Origin of the sequence: Flavobacterium soyae (assembly GCF_021245985.1) — a bacterium.
GTDB classification, from domain to species: Bacteria; Bacteroidota; Bacteroidia; order Flavobacteriales; family Flavobacteriaceae; genus Flavobacterium; species Flavobacterium soyae.
Window position 1 is genome coordinate 213094 of sequence record NZ_JAJQXA010000002.1, and the last position, 20623, is coordinate 233716.

Genomic DNA, 20623 nt, shown 5'->3' on the forward strand with positions numbered 1-20623 from the left:
GTTTTTATTTTGTCATTTCGAGGAACGAAAATCGCACTAGTAATTCCGTATAGAATGTCGCCAATCTTTGTCGAGTTTCTTGTGCGATTTCTCGTTCCTCGAAATAACAAAAAACAAAAATCCCAAATTCATGATTAATTGGAATTTGGGATTTTTTTATTGAAAATTTAGATTTTATTATCTAATCAATTTTCTGTATTTCAAACGTTTTGGAGTTAAATCACCGCCAAGACGTTTCTTTTTGTTTTCTTCATAATCAGAGAAACTTCCTTCGAAGAAATAAACTTCAGAGTCACCTTCAAAAGCTAAGATGTGTGTACAAATTCTATCTAAGAACCATCTGTCGTGAGAAATAATTACAGCACAACCAGCGAAATTCTCTAAACCTTCTTCAAGTGCACGAAGTGTGTTTACATCAAGGTCATTCGTAGGCTCATCCAGTAAAAGTACATTTCCTTCTTCTTTCAAAGTCATTGCTAAGTGTAAACGGTTACGCTCTCCACCAGACAACATTGAAACTTTTTTGTTTTGCTCTCCACCGCCAAAATTGAAACGAGATAAGTAAGCTCTTGAATTAACCTGCTTCCCTCCCATCATAATCAATTCCTGACCATCTGCAAAGTTTTCCCAAATAGATTTATTCGGATCAATATTAGAGTGCGACTGATCTACGTAAGCAATTTTTACAGTTTCTCCAACTGAAAATTCTCCGCTGTCAGTAGCTTGCTCTCCCATAATCATTTTGAAAATGGTAGATTTACCAGCACCGTTTGGCCCGATTATTCCAACAATACCAGCTTGTGGCAAAGTAAAGTTTAAGTTATCGTATAATAATTTTTCACCAAAAGCTTTGGCAACATTTTTAGCTTCTATAACATTTGTACCTAAACGTGGACCATTCGGAATATAGATTTCCAAGTTCTCGTCCAATTGTTTTTGGTCTTCATTTAATAATTTATCGTAATTCTGTAAACGTGCTTTTTGTTTTGTCTGACGTCCTTTTGCTCCTTGACGAACCCATTCTAACTCACGCTCTAAAGTTTTTCTACGTTTTGAAGCTACTTTTTCTTCCTGAGCCATACGGTTTGATTTTTGGTCTAACCAAGAAGAATAGTTTCCTTTCCATGGAATTCCTTCTCCTCTATCCAACTCAAGAATCCAACCTGCTACATTATCAAGAAAATATCTATCGTGTGTTACCGCAATTACAGTTCCTGAATATTGTGCTAAGTGCTGTTCTAACCAAAGTACAGACTCTGCATCAAGGTGGTTGGTAGGCTCATCAAGTAATAATACATCTGGCTGCTGCAATAACAAACGACATAAAGCTACACGACGACGCTCACCTCCAGAAAGGTTTTTAATTGGCGTGTCACCTTCCGGCGTACGCAAAGCATCCATTGCAATTTCTAATTTGGTATCGATTTCCCAAGCACCAAGAGCATCAATTTTATCTTGTAAAGCGGCCTGACGATCCATCAATTTATCCATTTTATCTGGATCTGAGTAGTTCTCTTCAAGACCAAATAAATCATTAATTTGATTGTATTCTTCCAAAACAGCCATAGTCTCTGCAGCTCCTTCACGAACAATTTCGATAACCGTTTTAGAATCATCAAGAATTGGTTCCTGCTCTAAATAACCTACTGTATAACCTGGTTGAAAAACTACATCTCCCTGATAATTTTTATCAACTCCTGCAATAATTTTTAAAAGAGAAGATTTTCCAGAACCATTAAGACCTAAAATACCAATTTTAGCTCCGTAAAAGAAACTCAAATAAATATTTTTAAGTACTGGTTTGTCTGCTCCCTGATAGGTTTTACTCAATTTTTGCATTGAGAAAATTACTTTCTTATCGTCTGACATTTTCTATATTTTATTTTAATTATTTATTTTTTATTGAATTGATATTGCAATTGATATTGAAAAGATTAAACTCTACCTTTTAAAGCGTTAAAAACCCAGGCATTAGCAAAAAAACCAACACCTGCCGCCGCAAATCCCCAGCCAGAAACATCGCTATATCTAAAAGCACCAAGACCTATAAGCAACAATCCCATAAGTACCATTATAAAAGTAGCCCATCCTAAAACGGTATTTTTATTCATTCCCATAATTGTGTAATTATTATTTTTAAGTAGCAAAATTTTTAGAAAGGCAAATATCGTGAATTTTCACGGCTTAATTAAATATTTTATACAGCATTTCTTTTAACAAATCTGATTGTGGTAAAGCATTGGCTCCTACACCTTTACTTTTTACATCAATATCACGTAAGGCTCCAACAATCTGGCTGACTTTTCTCATTGGATAATTTTTTACAGCCAAATCGTATTCTTTTAGAAAATACGGATTTACTCCAATTGCTGCAGCCACGTTCTTTGGGTTCTTATCCTTGAGTCCGTGGTATTTTAAAAGCTGCACAAAAAATCCAAAAACTAAACCGGTTGTCATTACCAGCGGATATTCTTTTGGGTTATGGGCAAAATTTTCGGCTATTTTATAAGCTTTTAATTGATTTCGTTCCCCTATTGCTTTTCGGAGTTCAAATACATTATAGTCTTTACTGAAACCAATATTCTCCTCAATGTGCTGAGGTGTAATCATGGTTCCTTGTGGTAAAATAATCTGTAGTTTTTCTAACTCATTGTTGATTTTACTTAAATCCGTTCCTAAAAACTCAACCAGCATAGCATTTGCTTTGGGATCGATTGTATATTTTTTTCCAGCCAGAACACGCTTAATCCAATCCCCAACCTGATTTTCATATAGTTTTTTACTTTCGTAAACAATTCCTTTTTGCGCTAAAAGTTTGGTAACTTTTTTACGTTTATCAAGCGTTTTATATTTATAACAAAAAACCAAAACTGTAGACAGCATCGGGTTATCAACATAAGACTCTATTTTATCAATTGTCCTGGACAAATCCTGTGCTTCTTTTACAATAACAACCTGACGATCAGCCATCATAGGATAACGCTTGGCGGTTGAAACAATATCTTCAACAGAAACATCTCTTCCGTATAAAACCGTTTGGTTAAATCCTTTTTCTTCTTCGGCCAGTACATTTTGTTCAATATATTCAGACAGCTTATCTATATAATAAGGCTCTTCGCCCATTAAAAAATAAATAGGTTTTATATCTCCTGCCTTGATATCATTAACAATTTTTACAACTTCGTCCATTAAATTTAGTTTTCAGTATTCAGTATCAGTTTTCAGTTTAATTCGAAATAAAATAATTAACTAATTTTCAAATTGACTAATTTTCAAATTATATTTGCTATATGTTAAAACTAAATTTCCCCACATATACTTTCCGATTCAAAAATAGCGAAAATAAAGTGTCTATTTTTGATGAAATCAGGAAAAAATTTATCATTCTTACTCCAGAAGAATGGGTTCGCCAGCATGTGGTTCAATATTTAATTCAGGAAAAAAAATACCCAAAATCATTAATCAATGTAGAGAAGGTTTTAACTGTCAACGGATTACGAAAAAGATATGATGTTGTAGTTTTTAATTCAGATGGTTCTATACATATATTAGTAGAGTGTAAAGCACCTGAGGTAAAAATATCTCAATCAACTTTTGATCAAATTGCCCGTTATAACATGACCATGAAGGCACGGTTTTTGAATGTCACGAATGGATTAAATCATTTTTATTGTCAAATGGACTTTGAAAATGAAAAATATCAGTTTTTACAAAGCTTACCAGATTACCATATTAATAAATAAAATAAAACACTTTTGGATAAAATAGCAGTTGTCATTTTAAATTGGAACGGAGTTAAATTGTTAGAACAATTTTTACCTTCTGTTTTACAATATTCAGAAGAAGCCACCATTTATGTAGCTGATAATGCATCAACAGATACTTCTGTAAATTTTGTAAGAGAAAATTTTCCCTCAATAAAAATAATACAAAATACTGGTAATTACGGTTTTGCAAAAGGTTATAATGAAGCCCTTCAAAGTGTAGATGCCGAAATTTATGCCTTAATTAATTCTGATATTGAAGTAACCGAAAATTGGCTGAAACCTATTATCGAAACTTTCGATAAAGAAAAAGAAACCGCTATAATTCAGCCAAAAATTCTTGATTTTAAAAATAAGGAATATTTTGAATATGCCGGAGCAGCCGGCGGGTTTATTGATAAATACGGTTTCCCATTTTGCCGAGGCAGAATTTTTGATACTATCGAAAAAGACAACGGTCAATATAATGACAACTGTAAACTTTTTTGGGCATCTGGTGCTTGTTTCTTTATTAGAAAAGAAGTTTATCATGCTCTAGGAGGTTTTGATGAAACTTTTTTTGCGCATCAGGAAGAAATTGATTTGTGCTGGCGTGCAGCAAATGAAGGGCATACAATAAAATACAATTCAAAATCAGTTGTTTATCATGTTGGAGGAGCAACTTTGCAGCAGGGAAATCCTAAAAAAACATATTTAAACTTTAGGAATTCATTGTTAATGCTTGTCAAAAATCTTCCTAAAAAAGAATTGTTCTTTGTAATTTTCTTCCGAATGATTTTAGATGGAGTTGCTGGTATCCGTTTTCTTACTCAAGGAAAATTTGGACATACTTTTGCAATTTTAAAGGCGCATTTTTCATTTTATTGCCTATCTTTAAAATATCTAAGCAAACGAAAAGATTTTCAAATACAGCAATACTATACTGTAAAAAGTATCGTTTTCCTCTATTATATAAAGAAATTAGGGGTTTTTAAAGAAATCTTTAACAGTAATCAAAATATTAAAAACTAAATTTGTAATCAACGTTTAATTAAATATAATACCTATGAGAAAAATAGTTATCGCACTATCAGTATTAATGGCTTTAACTTCGTGTGTATCGAAAAAGCAATATGCTGCATTAGAAGCTAAGCAAAAAGAGACACAAGATTTATTAAACTCTTGCACAGTTAAATTAAATTCTTGTCTGGAAGAAAAAGCAGGATTAGCAGCAACAGCTGAAAGTTATAAACAACACAATCAAGACTTAATTAACAGCTCTAAAGATTTAACAGTTTTAACTACTAAAGGTGCAGAAAACCTTGAAAAATCTTTAGAAAGTTTAAAAGAGAAAGATCTAAAAATATCCAGACTTCAAGATGCACTTACTAAAAAAGACAGTGTAACATTAGCATTAGTTACAAGTTTAAAAGGTGCTGTTGGAATCAACGATCCAGATATCGAAATCAATGTTGAAAAAGGAGTTGTATTTATCTCTATCGCTGATAAATTGTTATTTAAAAGCGGAAGTTATGACGTAAGCGATAAAGCTAAAACTGTTTTGGCAAAAGTTGCAAAAGTAGTAAATGACAAACCTGATTTTGAATGTATGGTTGAAGGACATACTGATGATGTTCCATACAAAAGCAACGGAATTTTGCTAGACAACTGGGATTTAAGTGTTAAACGTTCTACTTCTATCGTTCGTGTCTTAACAAATGACTTAAATGTTAGCCCTGCAAGATTAATTGCTGCTGGTAGAAGTTCTTACGTACCATTAGTTGCAAATGATTCTCCAGAAAACAAAGCACGTAACAGAAGAACCCGTATCGTTGTTATGCCTAAAATTGATCAGTTCTACGATATGATCGAGAAAGAAATGAAAAAACAGGCAAAATAATTTAAAGTAACATACTTTATATACAGAAAAAGCAGGTCGATTGACCTGCTTTTTTTTTTGTTTCCTTAATTTTTTTTTAACAACCAATTAAAAGAAATCAAGGACAGCATTATTTTTATTAACTAACTAAATTTTAACTATCCTAAAGTTAGTTATATTTTTTTTAACTTTTACATGATTTAAGTATTTTTTTACAAAATATCAATATCACCTTTCCCTTCCCTTACAATAACCGGCTCATGCTCTGATAAATCTATAATTGTTGATGGAATATTATCTCCATAACCGCCATCAATTACCATATCGACTAAATTCTGCCATTTTTCAAAAATCAATTCAGGATCTGTAGTGTACTCAATTACGTCATCTTCATCACGAATCGAAGTCGAAACTATTGGATTTCCTAACTGGCGAACGATTTCTAAAACAATATTATTATCCGGAACACGAATACCAACAGTCGTTTTCTTTTTAAACTCTTTAGGCAGATTATTATTTCCCGGTAAAATAAAAGTATAAGGTCCTGGCAAAGCTCTTTTTAATATTTTAAAAGTCGAAGTATCAATCTGGCGCACATAATCTGACAAATTGCTTAGATCATGACAAATGAAAGAGAAATTTGCTTTCTCTAATTTAACTCCTTTTATTTTTGCAATTCTTTCTAAAGCCCTCGAATTGGTAATATCACAGCCTAAACCGTAAACAGTATCTGTTGGATAAATTACCAAACCGCCATTTTGAAGCACTTTTACAACTTTTGCAATTGCAGCTTCGCTAGGTTTATCTGGATATATTTTTATGAATTCAGCCATTTTTGTTTTTTTGTTTAAAGTTTTGATTTTGTTTCAGGTTTCAAGTTCTCTGCTGTCAGGCTGAACGAAGTCGAAGCCCGCGTCCAATTGGAGCGCCCTTCGACTTCGCTCAGGGCGACAAATGTTTTCAAAACTTGAAACAAATATTCTTATCCTACAACATCTAATTTAGCAAATCTTAGCAGCAATTTCTTAATTCCGCCGACTTCAAATTTAATTTCGGCTTTTTTATCAGCTCCAACTCCTTCTAAATTAATCACTTCTCCTTTTCCGAAACGTTCGTGCATTACCACATTTCCCACCGTTAATTTACTGTCAAACAAATTAGTGCTAGAACTTACCGGTGCATTTCCTGAAACAGGTTTTAATTTACGAATGTTTAAATCCGGTTTCGGGTTATTATCTGTAATATGTTTTGGCGGCGTTCCACCCACTGGTTTTGCTAATCGCAATTTTGATTTATCAATGTCTCCAAAAATATCTCCGTCAATTGGTGATTTGTAACGGTAATTACTTTCTGATGGAGTTAGGTATTCTAAATATTGTCCGTCAATTTCTTCAATAAAACGAGATGGTTCACTATCTGTCAATTTTCCCCAACGGTAACGTGACTGAGCATAAGTCAAATACGCCTGATGTTCTGCACGAGTTAAAGCTACATAAAATAAACGACGTTCTTCTTCAAGTTCACTTCTGGTACTCATACTCATCGCACTAGGAAACAAATCTTCTTCCATACCCACCACAAAAACATGAGGAAACTCTAATCCTTTTGCTAAGTGAATCGTCATCAACGCCACACGATCTTCATCTGTTGTATCTTTATCTAAATCTGTTGCAAGTGCCACATCTTCCATAAATTCAGATAAAGCCCCTCTTGCACCGTCAATCTCTTTTTGTCCTTCTGTAAAATCTTTAATACCGTTTAAAAGTTCTTCGATATTTTGAATTTTTGCCATTCCTTCAGGAGTTGCATCTTTCTTTAATTCCTGAACCAAACCAGTTTTCTTTGCAACGTGGTCTGTAATATAAAATGCATCCTGATTTTGATCAATAACCTGAAAACTCTGAATCATCGTTACAAAATCTTTCAATTTATTTTTTGTACCCGCATTCAGTTTTAGGTCAATTTTATCAATATTCACCATTACTTCCCAAATCGAACGTTTATAATGATTGGCAGCAATAGTTAGTTTTTCGACCGTTGTATCTCCAATTCCACGTGCCGGATAATTGATTACACGAATCAATGCTTCTTCATCTTTTGGATTAATTACCAAACGTAAATAACACAAAACGTCTTTAATTTCCTTACGCTGATAGAAAGACAATCCACCATAAATTCTATACGGAATATCACGCTTTCTCAATGCATCCTCCATCGCACGCGACTGAGCATTAGTACGGTATAAAATCGCAAAAGATCCATTATGAAGCTGGTTCTGCATTTTCTGTTCAAAAATCGTACTCGCTACAAAACGGCCTTCTTCGGCATCTGTTAAGCTTCTATGTATTTTAATTTTTGGGCCAAATTCATTCGCCGTCCAAACTACTTTATCTAGTTTGGTTTTGTTATGCTCCATTATGGTGTTTGCTGCTTCCACAATATTTCGGGTCGAACGGTAATTCTGCTCTAAACGATACATTACTACGCCTTCATAATCCTTTTGGAAATTCAGGATATTATTGATATTCGCTCCACGGAAGGCATAAATACTCTGTGCATCATCTCCAACCACACAAATATTCTGAAATCTATCAGACAAAGCCCTAACAATCAAATACTGAGAGTGATTCGTATCTTGGTACTCATCAACCAGAATATAGCGAAAACGATCCTGATATTTTGCTAAAACCTCTGGAAAACGAGTCAGTAACTCATTTGTTTTCAGCAATAAATCATCAAAATCCATTGCTCCAGCCTTAAAACAACGTTCTACATACTGCTGATAAATTTCTCCTAATCTTGGTCTTTTTGCCATTGCATCAGCCTCGATTAATTCTGGATTATTGAAATATGCTTTTACTGTAATTAAGCTGTTTTTATAACTGGATATACGGCCTAATATCTGTTTTGGTTTGTAGATATCACGATCCAGCTGCATTTCTTTAATAATAGAAGAAATCAGTCTGGCCGAATCCTGAGAATCGTAAATTGTAAAATTTGATGGATAACCTAAATGATCTGATTCTGAGCGAAGAATACGGGCAAAAATAGAGTGAAAAGTTCCCATCCAAAGGTTTTTTGCTTCAGATGCCCCCACAATATCCGAAATCCTGTGTTTCATTTCACGGGCTGCTTTATTGGTAAAAGTAAGCGACAAAATGTTGAATGCATCAACACCCTGAGCCATCAAATAAGCAATTCTAATTGTTAAAACACGGGTTTTTCCCGAACCTGCACCAGCAATAATAATCATTGGCCCGTCTTTTTGCAGAACGGGTTGTCTTTGTGCTTCGTTGAGCTGGTCAATATATTTCTGCATGTAATTTTTCTCCTTTATGCAAAAATAAGAATTATAGTTTTAATAAGCTACTAAGATTCTGAGGTTCTATGTTGCTAAGTTTTTTTTGAACCATATAAGTCATATAAGTTCATTTAATTCTGTGACTTAAACAAAGCCAGTAACACTTATATGATTTAAAAATTTAAACTTATTGAGGCACAGCTTATAATTTCTTATATCACTTATATGGTTTAAAAAACTATTTGTAGAAAACGTCGTAAGCAAATCGGATCAAAGTCCCTACAACCACAACCAAAAAGAAAATCCTAATAAAGCCATTTCCTTTGTTAATTGCCAGTTTTGCGCCAAGCCAGCCGCCAAGTCCGTTGCTTATTGCCATCGGGATTGCAATTGTCCAGATGATTTTTCCTTTAATCATAAATAAACAGATCGAACCGAAATTCGTTGCCAGATTTACCATTTTAGCGTTCGCAGAAGCGTGCAAAAAATCAAAACCTAAAAGCGCAATAAAAGCAACCACAAAGAAGCTTCCTGTTCCGGGGCCAATAAATCCGTCGTAGAAACCAACAATTATACTAATGACAACCGCATAAATTATTTGTGTTGCTGCAGAATGATCTTTGGCAACATGCTGTCCGAAATTTTTCTTTGCGTAAGTATATATAAATAGCAATGATAAAACAACAAGCAAAAGCGGTTTCATAAAATCATTGCTTACAAGTGTCAAAATAGTAGAACCTAAAAAAGCAGATGGAACTGCTAAACACATCATAATCAAAAGCAATTTCCATTGAATAACTACTTTTTTAAGATATTGAAAAGCTGCAAAAGCTGTTCCGCTAAAAGCTGGAATTTTTAAAGTTCCAATAACTGTTGAAACCGGCTGATTTGGCAATAAAATTAATCCCATTGGTGTTTGGATAAGTCCGCCGCCGCCCACAATTGCATCAATAAATCCTGCCGCAAAAGCTGCCAGGCAAAGAAAAAATATTATGTATGAATCCATTAAAAGTGTATTAAAAAACAAGTTGCAAAAGTAAGTTTTACAATTTGTTTATTCGCGTAAATTTAAAGTGGATTTCTCGTCAAAAAGTATATTTTTGCTAAAAAAATTTACCCAAATGGATTTTACAAGAATTATAGAATTAGCGAGTTATACTTTACCTGCAATTGTTACCGGATTTGTAGCCTACAGTTTTTTTGAACTGCATATTAAAAACAATGATAAAAAGCGTGCTTTTTTGTTAAGCAGACAAGCTCATAAAGAATCACTTCCGATACGTTTGCAAGCTTACGAACGTATGACTTTATTTTTAGAGCGTATCAATTTGACAAAATTATTAATCAGAATCACTCCTATTTCACACGATAAACATGATTATGAAAACTTTGTAATCGACCAAATCGAACAAGAATTTGAGCACAATTTAACACAGCAAATTTATATGTCTGATGAATGTTGGACTATTATTACAACTGCAAAAAACTCAACAATTCAAATGATTCGTAAAGCTGCCATGAGCGACCGTGTTGACAGCGCAGATAAACTTCGTGAAGTTATTTTGAATGAATTATTAGAGAAACAATCTCCAAGTAATGCTGCTTTAGGTTATATTAAAAACGAAGTTGCAGAACTTTGGTAAAAAATGATTTTAGATTTTAGGTTACTGAGTTCAGATTTATGAGCTTTCAATCTAAAATCTAAAATAACTTTAAAGAATAAATGGTTCTTTATTTATTCCTTCTTCTAAAATATTCTGTTTAGTTTATTTGAATTTACGTTCCAGAAAATTTAAATCATCATTAACTAAAGCTTTTACTATTTCCATAGTTTTTTCTTCATTTTGATCAAGCAATTCCGAAGTATAATTATTGTTCAATTTTTCACTTAAACCAAACCAGGTCTTTTGCATTTTTGGTCTTTTGAAAAATACATAAAATTCAAATTTCTCATATGTACCTACAGCAGAAATTGATAAACCGTTTTTATTATTCAAATTTTCAAATTCAAGTGAAGGTGAATAATAAGGATCTTTTATATTTTCCATTTCATGCAAATATTTCTTCCACGGAAAATTATTAACTAATTCCAATATTTCTGAAGAATCTATTTTTCCTTTTTCAATAATATTTGGATTTGTTGGTTCACAGATGCTATATCTAAATTGGCTCATTTTATTTTTTGTTATTTATCTTAATCAAGCTATCTTATTATCACTCATAACTTCAGACTTATTCTGAGCATATTCGTAACCTTGTTTCCACCATACTTTCATAATTTCTTTATTGAAAATCAAAGCGTTATCTGTCAATTTAGTTGGAGTATAATATAAGTTAAGCTTCACATCTTTAGTATTTGCCATAAGTTTTCCTATAGCAATATCATGTTTTTCTACTTGATCTAAAGCAATTCTAAACAAATCAATCATTAATGAAAATGGGTTTTTACCAATAACCGTTTTACCTGTATTTACCTCTGTTTCTAAAATAATAACATCGATTTCTGTGGCGCCGCGATTAATAGCTTCTCGAATTGGAACCAAACTCGAGAATCCACCATCACCATATTCGCAATTATTTTTTGAAACCAAACTCATAAACGGAACATAATTACTGGAAATCCACGACCATTCGCAAAACTCTTCATAAGAACAATCTTTAACCGATTTGTATTCTGATTCGTTTTTAGTAAAATTGGTAACTGTAATAATTACATCATTATTCATTTTTTTTAGTTTATTGAAATCAGAGAGAGAAAAATTATTCTGAATATATCTCTTTAAACCTTTGCTTTCGCCAAAAGTTCTCTTTCCTTTAAAAAACTGACGAAGTACATTAAAGTGATTAATTGTAACGATATCTACTCCTTCTTTTACTTTTACTACAAATGGGCAGATATTAAAAATACTTGACATCGTAACATTTGTATAAACAGAATGTATTTTTTTGATATGACCGAGAGCTAAATGCGGAATAAGTAAACTTCCTGTAGATGTTCCTATAAATAAATCGTATTCATGTCGTTTTTCTTCAATTAAATACTGTGCAACTCCTCCAGCAAAGGCGCCTTTACTTCCACCACCAGAAATAACTAATGCTCTCATAAAATATAAAGTAGGTTTTGTTTTTTGGTTAGAGAATAGAGGAAAGAAAACAGAATATAGACTCAACCTAGAAATCTATTTTCTTTAATCTATTTTTTTAATCTATTCTCTATGTTCTATTCTTTTAATAAACGATTCAATTGAAACTGTTCATCGGGTGTCAAATTAGGTAAAATTCTACTAAATGAAGCACGCATTTCTGAATTTTTTAACAAAACCCTGATCGAATCTCTTCCAAATTTTGAAAACTGCCACATATGGTGCGTTGTAGCGTTAACTAAATTGGTTAAAACATCATCATTAATAAACTTAAAAGTAATTAATTTTTCTAATGCATTCTGACGTGTAGTCGCTTCATATTTTGTTGTGGAAAAATCAATTAATTCATTTATTAATTCCTCAGGATTATTGCTGTAATCCGGTGTAGATAAAGCAAGCGAAAGCCACAATGCACGAAGATTATAATCGTTAAAACCAATCCAGTTTTTCGATTTATCAAGATATCCTTTTCTATGATTCGGGAAGTTATTCCATAAATAGAATAATGCAACTTCCTTTGTTTGGTATGATTTATCATCAAGCAGCGTTTCATATTCTGTCCTGAAATCTTCCGGGATTTTTGATAAAGTTTCTGCTAAAGTCTGGCGAAGCTGCACATTATTTTGATGCAGTGCTTTCAATAATAATCCTTTCTTGTCTTCGTATTTTTCAGTTTGCAATTGTGAAATAACTGCTTCTTTTACTGAATGATGAATGTCTGAATCTATTGTTTTAACAAAGAAATCAAGCTTTTCTTTCAAAGGCGTTTTCTTTAATTTATCTACTTCTAAACGCACTTTAATTGCATTGTTTTTACTTAATAAAGCATTGGCTGTCGGCGTATCAAATGCTGTAGATTCCAACCAGGTTTTCTGAAACTGAACCAAATCAAAATTGGAAACCTTTTTAATTTCGTCAAAGAAATTCTGTGTGTTTACATTCTTGAATGCGTATTTTTTCAAATAACTTTTTACCGCTTTTTTAAAAGCCTTATCTCCAACAGATTCATGTAAAACGAAAAGTGCCCACGCACCTTTTTCATAAAAAGTGAGCGAACTGGCTTTTCCATTTAAAACTGGAATAGTGTCTGTTCTTGAGGCAAATTTTATCTGCTGTGCCGTATCATATAATTTGGCATAAAAATAATCATCTCCAAAAATGTTTCTTTCAGCCAATAATGCATAATAAGTTGCAAAACCCTCCTGAAGCCAATGATGCGTACTGCTTTCGGCTGTAATTAAATCTCCAAACCAATGATGTGCCAATTCGTGTGCATCAACATTAGTATAATTTCGATCTATAAAACCAATATCATCAACTACATAACGTGTGGTAAAAAGTGTAGCTGTCGTATTTTCCATTCCGCCGTATAAAAAATCGCGGACCGGAATCTGTCTGAAAACTTTCCACGGATATTTCACTCCAATCTCTTTTTCCAGGAAATCAAAAATTCGCTTCGAATAACGATATGTTGGTTCAAAGCGCGATTCATCTTTGTTTTCAATATAATATTCTAACGGAATTTTAGATTTAGATGTAAATTGTTTTTTATCATATTTTCCAATAGAAAGCACCAGTAAATAAGAACTCATCGGGTTTTCCATTTGGTATTGCCAATGTACCAGATTATCTTTCTCGGTTTTGCTTTTTAAAACTCCGTTTGAAACAACCTGATATTCTTTTTTATAAGTAATTCCGAGATTGAAAATTACTTTTTCGTTCACATCATCAAAACTCGGAAACCAGTTGCTGGTGTATCTTCCCTGTCCCTGCGTCCAGATTTGAATATCGTCATTTTCAATATTTACAAAATACAAGGCTTGTTTTGGTTTTACGTTGTAACTGAAAGTCAGATGATTATTTCCTTTCTGAAAATTGTTAATTATTTGTAATTCTTTGTTTGTATTAATAAAAATTACATCTTTTCCATCAATTTGAACATTTGTAAACTGCATGTTTTTGGCATCGATTTTTATGGTATCAATAGGCTGCAAAACCTCAAAATCATAATCTGCTTGTCCGTAAATTATTTTTTGAGAATCAACGATATTTAATTGTCCCGAAACCGATTTAAAATCAACATATTTGGTTTGCTGTGCAAAAATGAAAGTGGTTATAAAAAAGAAAATGCATTTCATTGCAATTGTGAATTTATAGAATCTGTCTCCCAAGATATTGGATTATTTTTAATATAATCATAAATTATTTCAAATGTTTTGTAATTCCTAACAATATGATCGTGATAGTTTGGCTGCCAAATTGATTCAAAACCACTGATTTGTTTCGTCGTAATCGATTTAAAAACAGCAACAAATGATGAAATGGAATTGGGTTTACGAGAAAATGTCTGCAACGATTGGTTCTGTAGAGACGCACAGCAGTGCGTCTCCGCAAAGTTTGTCGACAAAGATTGCGTTTCATTCGTTGTGGATATGCCGGACGTAGACGCACTGCTGTGCGTCTCTACAATATGCGACGTTTTAATTGGTACGTTTAAATTCGATTCGTTTGATGATTTCGACAAAGATTGGTTCTGTAGAGACGCACAGCAGTGCGTCTCCGCAAAGTGTGTCGACAAAGATTGGATTTCATTCGTTGTGGATATGCCGGACGTAGACGCACTGCTGTGCGTCTCTACAATACACGACGTGTTAATACACGACGTTGTAATCTGTGACGGTTCAATATACGATGTATTTCCTTGAATTTCAATTAATAAATGAATATGATTTGGCATAACAATCCAATTATGAAAAAACCAATTTTTACGAATCTTTATCGATTTCAAAAGCTCATTCTCTACAATCTTTCCATTTTCATTTAAAATCATTTTTCCATCTTCAATAGATCCAAAAATACATTCTCTATCTTTTGTAACCATCGTAATGAAATAAACTGCTTCACTTGAATAATCCCAATCCTTTAATCGATTGGAATCGATTTTTAATTTGTTCTTATATAATGTCATCAATTGGCGTATAAAAACTCAAAGTTACAAAGGTTCCACCAACAAATCGAATGAAATTTGTAAGTTTACCATACAAAAATAACCAAACGTGCCTACAACAAAAAAAGCCTTATTTAACTGGAGCAGCGGAAAAGATTCTGCCCTAACATTATACAAGATTCTTCAAAATCCTGAATTTAAAATTGAATGTTTATTAACAAGCGTGAATCAGCAATATCAGCGAATTTCAATGCATGGCGTTCGTGTTGAATTATTGCAGGCGCAGGCAGAAAGCATCAGAATTCCATTAAAAATCATGCAGGTTCCAGAAATGCCAACAATGGAAGTTTACGAAACCGTAATGACAGAAACTTTGACGGAATTAAAAAATCAAGGAATTATGTACTCTGTTTTTGGAGATATTTTTCTGGAAGATTTACGAAAATATCGTGAAGAACAATTAGCGAGAATAGGCTTTGAAGGCGTTTTCCCTATTTGGAAAATTCCATCTCTCGATTTAATTCAGGAATTTATTTCGCTTGGTTTTAAAACAATTGTTGTTTGTGTAAACGAAAGATATTTGGATAAAAGTTTTGTCGGTCGAATTATCGATCAGGACTTTATAAATGATTTACCTAAAAACGTTGATGTTTGCGGTGAAAACGGAGAGTTTCACACTTTTACTTTTGATGGGCCAATTTTTTCTAAACCTATTGATTTTGAAATTGGTGAAATTGTTTATCGAAAATATGAAAAACCAAAAACTCAGGATTCTTCAAATAAAGCCTGTGACACAAATACTGCAGATGCTTTTGATTTTGGATTTTGGTATTGTGACCTAATCCCTAAGTAATTGTCAGGCTGAGCATAATAGTTTGCCGCGAATTACACAAATTTCCACAAATCAATTCGTGGAAATTTGTGTAATTCGCGGCAAAAACTATTCGTTGTACATTGATAATAAATTCGTAACCGTATTCAGGTTTCGCATTGTTCCTATTACATTCAGTTTTTTCTCTATGTATTTCAGTTCAAGTCTAGTTTTTCCTGCACCAATGGCGTATTTAATGTAAATCCTGTTTTCATCAATGCTTGCTTCATCTGGTTTAAACTGACTGATTTTTAAATCATGTATGCTTTCTTTCTTTAAGGCAATAGCAACAAAAACTACATACAACTTTTTGGCATCAATATCTTTTTCCTTTAAAAATGGATTGTTTGCAAGACTCAGCTCTAAATCTTTTTTTGAAATCACAATTGCAGGAACTTCATGTCCAAAAACCTTAAAAATTTCCTGTTTGATTATAAAACCCACTTTTGCAGCATCATCTTCACTATCAACAAAAACATTTCCGGACTGCAGATATGTTCGAACATTTTGAAAGCCAATATTTTCCAGCATTGTTTTCAAAGCGTCCATTTTCATCATATTATGGCCCGAAACGTTGATACCGCGAAGAAGAGCTAAATGTGTCGTCATTTTTTAAAATTTTAATCAAAGATAATATTAAAACTATTCGTCTTCACCAATTTTTCTCCACAACATGAATTCTGCCTTTGTCATCAAAAAACAGCTATCAGCAATTATTTCAGACTTTCAAAATTCCTAATTAAAATTTATCTTCGCTTTTCAAATTAAATCCCAAAATAGAAATTCCAATTCCAAAATCTAAAGTCAAAACTCTAAAATCTAAAATTAATAAATGTCTAACAATCTCCTTGAAACTCCTATCGAATACTTAAAAGGTGTTGGCCCAAGCCGCGGTCAATTGCTTCGTAAGGAATTAGGAATTCATAAATACGGAGATTTAGTCAATTTTTATCCAAACCGATATATCGACAGGACTCGTTATTATAAGATTAATGAACTGCAAAATACGGGAGCAGAGGTTCAGATTATTGGAAAAATCATCAACATAAAAACGGTTGAATTTGCCAAAAACAAAAAGCGCCTAGTCGCAAGTTTTGTTGATGATACAGGAATGATTGAACTAAACTGGTTTCAGGGACATAAATGGATTCGCGAAAGCTTAAAACTCAACGAACAGCTCGTTATTTTTGGAAAATGCTCTTTGTACGGAAGTCAATTTAGTATGGCGCATCCGGAGATTGAATTGTTGAGCGAACATGAAAAAAGCCTTCGTTCTGCCATGCAGCCGGTTTATCCTTCTACAGAAACACTGACAAACCGCGGAATTTCAAACAGAACGATCAATAAAATAATGGAACAATTATTTATTGAAACTCAGGCTTTGTTTACCGAAACTTTTCCGGCATATTTAATTGAAGAATTAAAGTTAATTCCTAAAAGAGCGGCTTTATTTAATATACATTTCCCTAAAAGTACTGATGCTTTGGCAAAAGCCCAATTCCGATTAAAATTTGAAGAATTGTTTTTTATTCAATTACAATTAATAACTAAAAACTTAATCAGGAAACATAAAATAAAAGGGCATCCTTTTACAAAAGTGGGTGAATTTTTTAATGATTTTTATCAAAATCATCTTCCGTTTGATCTGACAAATGCTCAAAAAAGAGTAATAAAAGAAATCCGTTCAGATATGGGAAGCAACGCCCAAATGAACCGATTGCTTCAGGGAGATGTTGGATCAGGAAAAACGATTGTAGCTTTTATGAGCATGCTTTTAGCAATCGATAATGGTTTTCAGGCCTGTTTAATGGCACCGACAGAAATTCTGGCAAATCAGCATTTTATCGGGTTATCTAAATTTGCTAATACACTAAACATCAATATCAAAATATTAACAGGTTCTACTAAAACTTCTGAAAGGAAAATTATTCATGAAGAACTTGAAAATGGAAATCTGCAGATTTTAATTGGAACTCATGCTTTGTTAGAAGATAAAGTAAAATTTCAAAGTTTAGGTTTGGCGGTTATTGATGAACAGCATCGTTTTGGTGTTGAACAGCGATCAAAATTGTGGAAGAAAAATGATATTCCGCCGCATGTTTTGGTTATGACGGCAACGCCAATTCCGAGAACTTTGGCTATGAGTTTATACGGCGATCTCGATATTTCTGTTATCGATGAATTACCACCTGGAAGAAAACCAATTGAAACAGCGCATCGTTTTGACACTAACCGATTAAAAGTCTGGAAATTCCTGCGCGATGAAATTGCCAAAGGAAGACAGATTTATATTGTGTATCCATTAATTCAGGAATCTGAAAAAATGGATTACAAAGATTTGATGGACGGTTACGAAAGTATTTCGAGGGATTTTCCGCTGCCACAATATTCGATTTCAATTTTACACGGAAAAATGAAACCTGCGGATAAAGATGCCGAAATGAAACGCTTTTCTGAAGGGAAAACCAATATTATGGTGGCAACCACTGTAATTGAAGTTGGTGTAAATGTTCCAAATGCCAGTGTTATGATTATCGAAAGTGCCGAACGTTTTGGTTTATCGCAATTGCACCAGTTACGCGGACGCGTTGGCCGTGGTGCCGAACAGAGTTATTGTATTTTAATGACAAGCCATAAATTAAGCGCCGACAGTAAAACGAGAATGGAAACAATGGTGCAGACCAACGATGGTTTTGAAATTGCCGAAGTTGACCTAAAACTCCGCGGTCCCGGAGATTTAATGGGAACGCAGCAAAGCGGTGTTTTAAACCTGCAAATAGCTGATATTGTTCGCGACAAAGAAATTTTGTCTTTGGCAAGAAATTATGCTCTGAAAATTTTAAAAGAAGACGCTCCCTTACAAAAACCGGAACATGCTATTTTAAAAATGGTATTTATCGAATTAACAAAGAAGAAAAATATTTGGAATTATATTTCGTAAGGGTCAAAGTGACAAAGATACAAAGTGACAAAGGTTCAGGGGTTTTAACTTGACGAATGTCATCCTGAACGAAGTCGAAGGCTTATGAAACCAAAATAACCTTTGTCCCTTTGTCACTTTGAACCTTCAAAAAAAATACACTCCACTGCATCTAAACTTTAATAACTTTTAAATATTCAGGTGATTAGATTTGTTGGGGGTCAAATTTTTGATTGAATATTGCGCCGACACAATGAAGCATACTTTATTGAACTATTTTTTGGGCGGAGTTTTTTCGAATAAACCGCTGAATAAGCCCTTGCTTACTTTATTTTTATCATCCTTTCCTGTAGCAATTAAATGATCGACATATTCCATATATGTTTTTTTACGTTCTTCTAAAAAGCCAACCAAATATTCTTCAGAAGCATTTAAACCACTTGCTTCTTCAATCTGCAAGAGTTTTTTGTACAGCGGTTCAATAAATTTTGTAATGAGAGGTTCGGGAACAGATTTTCTGGTTCCAAAGTAGCCTACAATATCTCCATCAGCATCGGCAATAATTTTAAAATCGGTTACAACCCAATAATACCTGCCGGTTTTTGCCATATTTTTTATGATAACATGGATGTTTTCACTTGATTTTATACTGTCCCATAAGAATTTAAAAATCACTTTTGGCATATCAGGATGCCTCACAATATTATGAGGCTGCCCTACAAGTTCAAATTCATCATACCCTGAGACATCAATAAAATCTTCATTGGCATACAGAATTGTTCCGTTTTTATCTGTTTTACTGAGTAATACTTTATTTTTATTCCAATCAACTTCTCTGTCAGAAGGCGTTGGGCGGTTAAATCTCGTATCCATAAATTTCTACTAAATAATTAATAAACAATAGTATTTGTATGTGTAAAAATGTTTGTTTAAAGTTGTTTTTACAACATTTAATTTCTTGAATTAGTAGACTTTACATGAATATCATTTACTAAATCATCAATCTTTTTAGCGCTCTCACGCATCATTTCCAAATACGTCAAAAGCTTATCATTATCAGTATGTCCTTTTGAAACATCAATTAACTTTAAAACTGAATTTACCGGAAGTTTTAAATCTAAAGTTGTTCTGTGAATAAAGTCATTATATTCTTTTGTAGCCGACAGTGAACTATATTTTGCAGATGCCAGTTTCATGTTTTCTAATTCATATTCATCAGAAATTTTAGAAATATGATTGTGGCTGTGTTCTTTAAAATAATAAGCCCAATATCCGTTCATAAAAAATACAACAGCTGCCAATACAGTATGAATTATAAGTGTTTCTAAATCAAAATTTACCTGAGAAAAATAAATCTGAAGTCCGTTTGCATCATTATAAACAAAGTTTTGCAAATAAGCCAGCCCGGCGTGATGAAGTACAACCAGAAGTGTTAACGGAATCTGCAGTTTCCAGTTTTGATAAATAATTAAAATGGTACTGGCAATGAAAACTGTAAAATGCATTTCGAATAAACCGTGCATTTGATAAATATACTGTGCCATAAATATCGCCAGCACAATCGACAATACGTATTGATAAAATTTGGAATTCTTTACAAAAAACTTGGCCGAATAATATGCCAAAAGGTTTAGTGTTCCAACTCCCACTCCTATTTCGAATGTATCATATTTAAAGGACAATCCGATTCCGAGGAGAAAATAAACGGCGAGAACATAATTAATAATAGTATCTGATTTTTGTGTCATAGTTGACATAAAATTGTGCAGATAATCTTGCTCATTTAAACTGGCTTTTGTTTTCATAGGTTAAAATTTTT

The 20623-nt window shown here is 33.1% G+C and carries 19 protein-coding genes; 6 read left to right on the forward strand and 13 right to left on the reverse strand.

Annotated features, from left to right (window positions below):
* Nucleotides 1-177 precede the first annotated feature (177 nt).
* From ettA to holA, 3 genes are all read right to left on the reverse strand, one after another.
* On the reverse strand, nt 178-1869 hold the full coding sequence (gene ettA / locus LUU93_RS03445) for an energy-dependent translational throttle protein EttA (protein ID WP_111291005.1): 1692 nt from the start codon (nt 1867-1869) through the stop codon (nt 178-180).
* 65 nt (nt 1870-1934) lie between these two features.
* Nucleotides 1935-2117, reverse strand: a complete 183-nt coding sequence (locus LUU93_RS03450; protein WP_056209547.1) for a CAL67264 family membrane protein — start codon at nt 2115-2117, stop codon at nt 1935-1937.
* 67 nt (nt 2118-2184) lie between these two features.
* Nucleotides 2185-3189, reverse strand: a complete 1005-nt coding sequence (gene holA / locus LUU93_RS03455) for a DNA polymerase III subunit delta (RefSeq protein WP_232678326.1) — start codon at nt 3187-3189, stop codon at nt 2185-2187.
* A 101-nt stretch (nt 3190-3290) separates the two neighbouring features.
* Between holA and LUU93_RS03460 the strand changes: the two genes are divergently transcribed.
* Genes LUU93_RS03460 through LUU93_RS03470 form a run of 3 tightly spaced genes read left to right on the forward strand, consistent with a single transcriptional unit; the run spans nt 3291 to nt 5643 of the window.
* Nucleotides 3291-3743 (forward strand): type I restriction enzyme HsdR N-terminal domain-containing protein, encoded by a 453-nt coding sequence (locus LUU93_RS03460; protein WP_232678328.1) that lies wholly within the window; start codon nt 3291-3293, stop codon nt 3741-3743.
* Between the two features lie 12 nt (nt 3744-3755).
* The gene (locus LUU93_RS03465) at nt 3756-4775 is read left to right on the forward strand and encodes a glycosyltransferase family 2 protein (RefSeq protein WP_232678330.1); all 1020 of its coding nucleotides are present in this window, start codon (nt 3756-3758) and stop codon (nt 4773-4775) included.
* A gap of 34 nt (nt 4776-4809) precedes the next feature.
* Entirely contained in the window at nt 4810-5643 is an 834-nt protein-coding gene (locus tag LUU93_RS03470; protein ID WP_232678332.1) for an OmpA/MotB family protein, read from the forward strand.
* A 191-nt stretch (nt 5644-5834) separates the two neighbouring features.
* Here the strand turns inward: LUU93_RS03470 and LUU93_RS03475 are convergent, their stop codons facing one another.
* From LUU93_RS03475 to LUU93_RS03485, 3 genes are all read right to left on the reverse strand, one after another.
* A complete protein-coding gene (locus tag LUU93_RS03475) occupies nt 5835-6455 on the reverse strand; it encodes an L-threonylcarbamoyladenylate synthase (protein WP_232678334.1) in 621 nt (206 codons plus the stop codon).
* A 149-nt stretch (nt 6456-6604) separates the two neighbouring features.
* Nucleotides 6605-8941, reverse strand: a complete 2337-nt coding sequence (locus LUU93_RS03480) for an ATP-dependent helicase (RefSeq protein WP_232678336.1) — start codon at nt 8939-8941, stop codon at nt 6605-6607.
* 220 nt (nt 8942-9161) lie between these two features.
* On the reverse strand, nt 9162-9929 hold the full coding sequence (locus LUU93_RS03485) for a sulfite exporter TauE/SafE family protein (protein ID WP_232678338.1): 768 nt from the start codon (nt 9927-9929) through the stop codon (nt 9162-9164).
* Nucleotides 9930-10044: 115 nt separating this feature from the next.
* On the opposite strand from LUU93_RS03485, the gene LUU93_RS03490 reads away from it, so the two are divergent.
* The gene (locus LUU93_RS03490; protein WP_232678339.1) at nt 10045-10566 is read left to right on the forward strand and encodes a DUF7935 family protein; all 522 of its coding nucleotides are present in this window, start codon (nt 10045-10047) and stop codon (nt 10564-10566) included.
* 123 nt (nt 10567-10689) lie between these two features.
* Here the strand turns inward: LUU93_RS03490 and LUU93_RS03495 are convergent, their stop codons facing one another.
* The 4 genes from LUU93_RS03495 to LUU93_RS03510 all read right to left on the reverse strand — a co-directional run bounded on the left by LUU93_RS03495 (nt 10690) and on the right by LUU93_RS03510 (nt 15034).
* Complete coding sequence (locus LUU93_RS03495) at nt 10690-11097, reverse strand: hypothetical protein (protein WP_232678341.1); 408 nt, start codon at nt 11095-11097, stop codon at nt 10690-10692.
* A gap of 24 nt (nt 11098-11121) precedes the next feature.
* Nucleotides 11122-12027 (reverse strand): patatin-like phospholipase family protein, encoded by a 906-nt coding sequence (locus tag LUU93_RS03500; RefSeq protein ID WP_232678344.1) that lies wholly within the window; start codon nt 12025-12027, stop codon nt 11122-11124.
* A 116-nt stretch (nt 12028-12143) separates the two neighbouring features.
* On the reverse strand, nt 12144-14204 hold the full coding sequence (locus LUU93_RS03505; protein WP_232678346.1) for a M1 family metallopeptidase: 2061 nt from the start codon (nt 14202-14204) through the stop codon (nt 12144-12146).
* Nucleotides 14201-15034 carry a transposase gene (locus LUU93_RS03510; RefSeq protein ID WP_232678348.1) on the reverse strand — a complete coding sequence of 278 codons (834 nt, stop codon included), beginning with the start codon at nt 15032-15034 and terminating at the stop codon, nt 14201-14203. The genes LUU93_RS03505 and LUU93_RS03510 overlap by 4 nt, the downstream gene beginning before the upstream one ends.
* 88 nt (nt 15035-15122) lie before the next feature.
* On the opposite strand from LUU93_RS03510, the gene LUU93_RS03515 reads away from it, so the two are divergent.
* Nucleotides 15123-15866: a Dph6-related ATP pyrophosphatase gene (locus LUU93_RS03515; RefSeq protein ID WP_232678350.1), complete on the forward strand. Its 744-nt coding sequence runs from the start codon at nt 15123-15125 to the stop codon at nt 15864-15866.
* An 87-nt stretch (nt 15867-15953) separates the two neighbouring features.
* Here LUU93_RS03515 and LUU93_RS03520 read toward each other — a convergent pair whose 3' ends face one another.
* A complete protein-coding gene (locus LUU93_RS03520) occupies nt 15954-16493 on the reverse strand; it encodes a DUF1697 domain-containing protein (protein ID WP_232678352.1) in 540 nt (179 codons plus the stop codon).
* Between the two features lie 223 nt (nt 16494-16716).
* Here LUU93_RS03520 and recG point away from each other — a divergent pair, with 223 nt between their 5' ends.
* Nucleotides 16717-18825: an ATP-dependent DNA helicase RecG gene (gene recG / locus LUU93_RS03525; protein ID WP_232678354.1), complete on the forward strand. Its 2109-nt coding sequence runs from the start codon at nt 16717-16719 to the stop codon at nt 18823-18825.
* A gap of 252 nt (nt 18826-19077) precedes the next feature.
* Here recG and LUU93_RS03530 read toward each other — a convergent pair whose 3' ends face one another.
* Both LUU93_RS03530 and LUU93_RS03535 read right to left on the reverse strand, forming a co-directional pair.
* Nucleotides 19078-19677: a PAS domain-containing protein gene (locus LUU93_RS03530; RefSeq protein WP_232678356.1), complete on the reverse strand. Its 600-nt coding sequence runs from the start codon at nt 19675-19677 to the stop codon at nt 19078-19080.
* 77 nt (nt 19678-19754) lie between these two features.
* Nucleotides 19755-20609: a hypothetical protein gene (locus LUU93_RS03535; RefSeq protein WP_232678358.1), complete on the reverse strand. Its 855-nt coding sequence runs from the start codon at nt 20607-20609 to the stop codon at nt 19755-19757.
* Nucleotides 20610-20623: the final 14 nt, after the last annotated feature.